The sequence below is a fragment of the Actinophytocola sp. genome, assembly GCF_035762905.1.
Taxonomy (GTDB): Bacteria; Actinomycetota; Actinomycetes; order Mycobacteriales; family Pseudonocardiaceae; genus DASYTH01.
The window spans coordinates 1-3,823 of record NZ_DASUCC010000115.1 but is presented as its reverse complement, the minus strand read 5'-3'; the positions used below and the strand labels follow the sequence as shown (position 1 = coordinate 3,823).

Below are 3,823 nucleotides of genomic sequence, written 5' to 3'. Positions count from 1 at the left end.
CGCGGTGATCAGCACCAGCAGGATCATCACCCGCAGCGGCGAGCCCTTGGCGCGTTTGGCCGCCCAGATCGCGGTGTACTCGAACACCCCGGTGCGGCGCAGCACCCCGACGATGATCATCATGCCGAGCAGCAGGAAGATCACGTTCCAGTCGATGCCGGTCTCGGCGGAGTAGAACGCCTCCTCGGAGCCGACCACCCCCAGCCCGAGCAGCACCCCGGCACCGGCCAGTGCCACGACCGTCTTGTGCACCCGTTCGGTGGCGATCAGGACGTAGGCCACCACGAACGCGGCGACCGCGATCGCCGTGGTCACGGCCACCGCTCCCGGGCTAGCGCCGGATCAGGGCCAGTTCGAGCAGCCGCGACGCGGTGATCACGCCGATCAGGTTTCCGCCGTCCATCACCGCGGCCAGCGGGCAGCGCAGCCGGGCCATGATCGCGGCCACCTCGACGATCGTGTCGTCGGCCTTGACCACCGCCAGCTCGGGCGACTCCCGCGCGATCAGCTCGCCGACCTTGCGCCCACCCAGCTTGTCGGCCACATGATCGGCCATCGACTCGTTGAGCACCCCGGCCAGCGACGGGTCGTCCTGCACATAGCTGGGCACCAGGAACCGCACCACCTGCGAGGCCGGCAGGATCGCCTGCGGATGGCCGTCGCGGTCGGTCACCACCAGCCCGGGCAGCCGGTGCTCGGCCAGCAGCCGGGCCGCCTCCCAGGCATCGGAATCGTGGCTGACGACGGGAAAATCCTCGGCCATCTGTTCGGCGTGCACGAGTGCAGACTACGACGATCCGGTCGGCCATGCCCTGCTCGAATGTGGGTAACCGACGTAGCCGCAGCGGCACGTCCTGGCCGCCGACGATCGCCGAGGCGACCACTGGGTCAGTGGGGGACAGGATCGCGCCGAGCAACACCACCCTGAATGCCAGGACCAGCGCCACCGAGATCTCCCGCCGTTGACAGGAAACCCACCCCGGGGGTGGGGTGGGCTGCCGACCAGACTTCCCGGCACGCCGAGCGTCAACATGCCGTAAAGATCCGCTGCTGGCAACCGGCCGGTCAGCAGACGGGTATGCCGGCGTCGGCGCAGGGTTGCCCGAAAGGCCTCCCCGATGGTGATTGCCGATTGTGGACGCTCACCCGACCGAGGATCTTGAGCCCGAGACCGTGCCCGCCACCGTGACCTGAACCCACGCGGACCGCCTCTGCGTTCAACCGGTCACGGCTGCCGGGCGTGGCGATCTGGCTTTCGGTGCGGGGTGGGGGCGGCGGACTCGACACAGAACCGGAAGCCCGGCCCGGCTCGGTGATCAGGTGGCATGGTCGGGTGGGGCTGCGGTTCCAGCTTGCGGCGCAGTTTGACGACGTAGCCGCGTAGGTGGTGGATGTCGTTGCGGTGGGTGGGTCCCCAGACCTCGGTCAGCAACTGCTGGAGGTGACCAGATCGTCCCGATGCCGGATGAGAATGTCCAGCACAGCCCATTCGATCGGGGTGAGCCGCACCTCGGTGCCGTCGCGCCACACCCGTCCGGCCGCCAGATCACGGTGAACGTCCCGGTATCGATGATCCGGTTGGCCGGCGTGTCGGGTGGCGCGGCGAGCGCCCGGCGCAGCACCGCCCGCAGCCGGGCGAGGAACTCGGGCATCCACAGCGGCGTGGCGACGACGTCGTCAGCGCCGGCATCCAACGCGCTGACCGTGTCGTCGGCGTGGGCTCGGAAGGCGAGCGCGATGATCGGCACCCTGGTCCGGCCGCGCAGTTCGCCGATCACCGCGGTGGCGTCGAGGTCGGGCAGGTCCAGTTCGAGCACCACCGCCTCCGGCCGGGCGCGGGCCGCGACCCGCAGCCCGCTGGTCCCGTCGGCCGCGGTCAGCACGTGGTAGCCGCGCGCGGTGAGCGCGTTGGCCATGGTGTGCAGGATTTGTCGATCCTGGTCGACTACCAGCACCGTGGTCATGGCGTCGCACCCGGGGTGAACAGGCGGTGGGCCGCCGCCGGCACCGCGTCGAGGTCGGCCGCGGACAGCACCCGGCTCTCCCGGACCACCAGAACCAGGTCGGCGATGGGCACGATGGTCACCCCGACGCTGACCCGTGGTCGATCGACGGCCAGGCCGTGCACCGCGAGCACCGGCTGGACGGGAATCGGACGGGCCAGGGCGTCGGACAGGGCCTCGCCGGCGGCCGCGGCCGCTGCCCGGACCGCGGTGCTGCGTCGCGCGACGGACCGGCCGTCCACCTCCAGCAACCCGGTGGCGGGACTGGTGGCCACCCGCCCCCCGGCCGGCCAGACCTGGTGTTCGACCACGAACACCCCGCCCGGGCCGATGAGCAGGTAGCCGGTGCGGGGATCCTGGCCGGGGATGGCCGGGTCGCACAGCACCACCCAGCCACGGCGTTCCAGGCGGGCCACCCCGGCGGCGAGCCGGTGCGAGCCCTGTTCCCCGGGCCACGCGGCGAGCACCCCGGAGCGGTGATCCCAGATCAGCAGTCCGGCCACGACTACCGCGGCGGCCAATAGCCCCAGCCACCAGCCCCACCGCGCCCCGACAAACGCCCCCAGGACGGTGCCGGCCGCGCCGGCCAGCGTCCAGCGCCGCCACCGCGACGCGCGCCGCAACGCCGCATAGTGCGCCCGCGCCGGCCTGGCGTCGGTGGTGTCGCGTCCGGTCCGGTGTGGCCACATCGCGGCGCACCCCCACTTCGGTGTCAGGCCAGGAGGAAGTAGCGCAGCCACAGGTACGGCGCGGCGATCGCGATGGTGATCACCGTGACGATCGCGCCTTTCTTGGTGAACTCCCAGAACGAGATCGGGCTGCCGGCCCGCATCGCGATGCCGAGCACCACCACGTTCGCGGAGGCGCCGACCGCGGTCAGGTTCCCGCCGAAGTCAGCGCCCAGGGCCAGCGACCACCACAGCGCCTGGGCGTGCACCGGGTCGGCGACCCCGGCCGACAGTTCGGCCACCAGCGGGCTCATCGTGGCCACGTAGGGGATGTTGTCGATGATCCCGGACAGCAGCGCGGACACGACCAGGATCAGCATCACCGCCAGCAGCGCGTTGCCGCCGGTGGCCTGGGCGGCCCACTGCGCCAGTTCCCCGATGACCCCGGTGTGCACCAGCGCGCCGACCATGATGAACAGCCCGGCGAAGAACAGCAGGGTCTCCCACTCCACGCTGGCCAGGTAGTGCCGCGGCGCGCTGCCGGTGATCAGCACCAGCACCCCCGCGCCGAGCAACGCCACCACCGACGGCGCGATGTGCAACGCGGCGTGGCCGATGAACGCGGCGAACACCGCCGCCAGCACGACCCCGCACTTGATCAGCAGCCCCACGTCCTGGATGGCTTCCCGCTCGTTGAGCGCCATCACGTCGGCCACCCGGTCCGGGTGCACCGAAAACGACCCGCGGAACAACCACGGCAGCACCAGGGTGAACACGATCAGCTCGACCACCACGATCGGCGCCATGTGCACCAGGAAGTCGTTGAACGACAACCCCGCCCGGCTGCCGATGATGATGTTGGGCGGATCGCCGATCAGCGTCGCCGCGCCCCCGATGTTGGACGCCAGCACCTCGGCGATCAGAAACGGCACCGGGTTGATCCCCAACCGGTCGCACACCAGCAGCGTCACCGGCGCGACGAGCAGCACGGTGGTGACGTTGTCCAACATGGCCGAGGCGACCGCGGTGATCAGCACCAGCAGGATCATCACCCGCAGCGGCGAGCCCTTGGCGCGTTTGGCCGCCCAGATCGCGGTGTACTCGAACACCCCGGTGCGGCGCAGCACCCCGACGATGATCATCATGCCGAGC

The 3,823-nt window shown here is 70.9% G+C and carries 5 protein-coding genes; all 5 read right to left on the bottom strand.

The genetic code is table 11. From position 1 onward, the window contains the following. The coding region (locus VFV67_RS24715; protein ID WP_326473020.1) for an SLC13 family permease at positions 1-315 on the bottom strand (315 nt) is incomplete at its 3' end. 16 nt (positions 316-331) lie between these two features. Next, positions 332-778, bottom strand: a complete 447-nt coding sequence (locus VFV67_RS24710) for a CBS domain-containing protein (RefSeq protein WP_326473019.1) — start codon at positions 776-778, stop codon at positions 332-334. A 538-nt stretch (positions 779-1,316) separates the two neighbouring features. Beyond that, the gene (locus tag VFV67_RS24705) at positions 1,317-1,964 is read right to left on the bottom strand and encodes a response regulator transcription factor (RefSeq protein WP_326473018.1); all 648 of its coding nucleotides are present in this window, start codon (positions 1,962-1,964) and stop codon (positions 1,317-1,319) included. Beyond that, a complete protein-coding gene (locus VFV67_RS24700; RefSeq protein WP_326473017.1) occupies positions 1,961-2,692 on the bottom strand; it encodes a hypothetical protein in 732 nt (243 codons plus the stop codon). Before VFV67_RS24700 ends, VFV67_RS24705 begins: the two co-directional genes overlap by 4 nt. Before the next feature lie 23 nt (positions 2,693-2,715). Further along, the coding region (locus tag VFV67_RS24695) for an ArsB/NhaD family transporter (protein WP_326473016.1) at positions 2,716-3,823 on the bottom strand (1,108 nt) is incomplete at its 5' end.

Bases quoted from the DNA above. Each gene is read 5' to 3' on its own strand.
- VFV67_RS24700 (WP_326473017.1), bottom strand. From the start codon at position 2,692: ATGTGGCCACACCGGACCGGACGCGACACCACCGACGCCAGGCCGGCG.
- VFV67_RS24705 (WP_326473018.1), bottom strand. From the start codon at position 1,964: ATGACCACGGTGCTGGTAGTCGACCAGGATCGACAAATCCTGCACACC.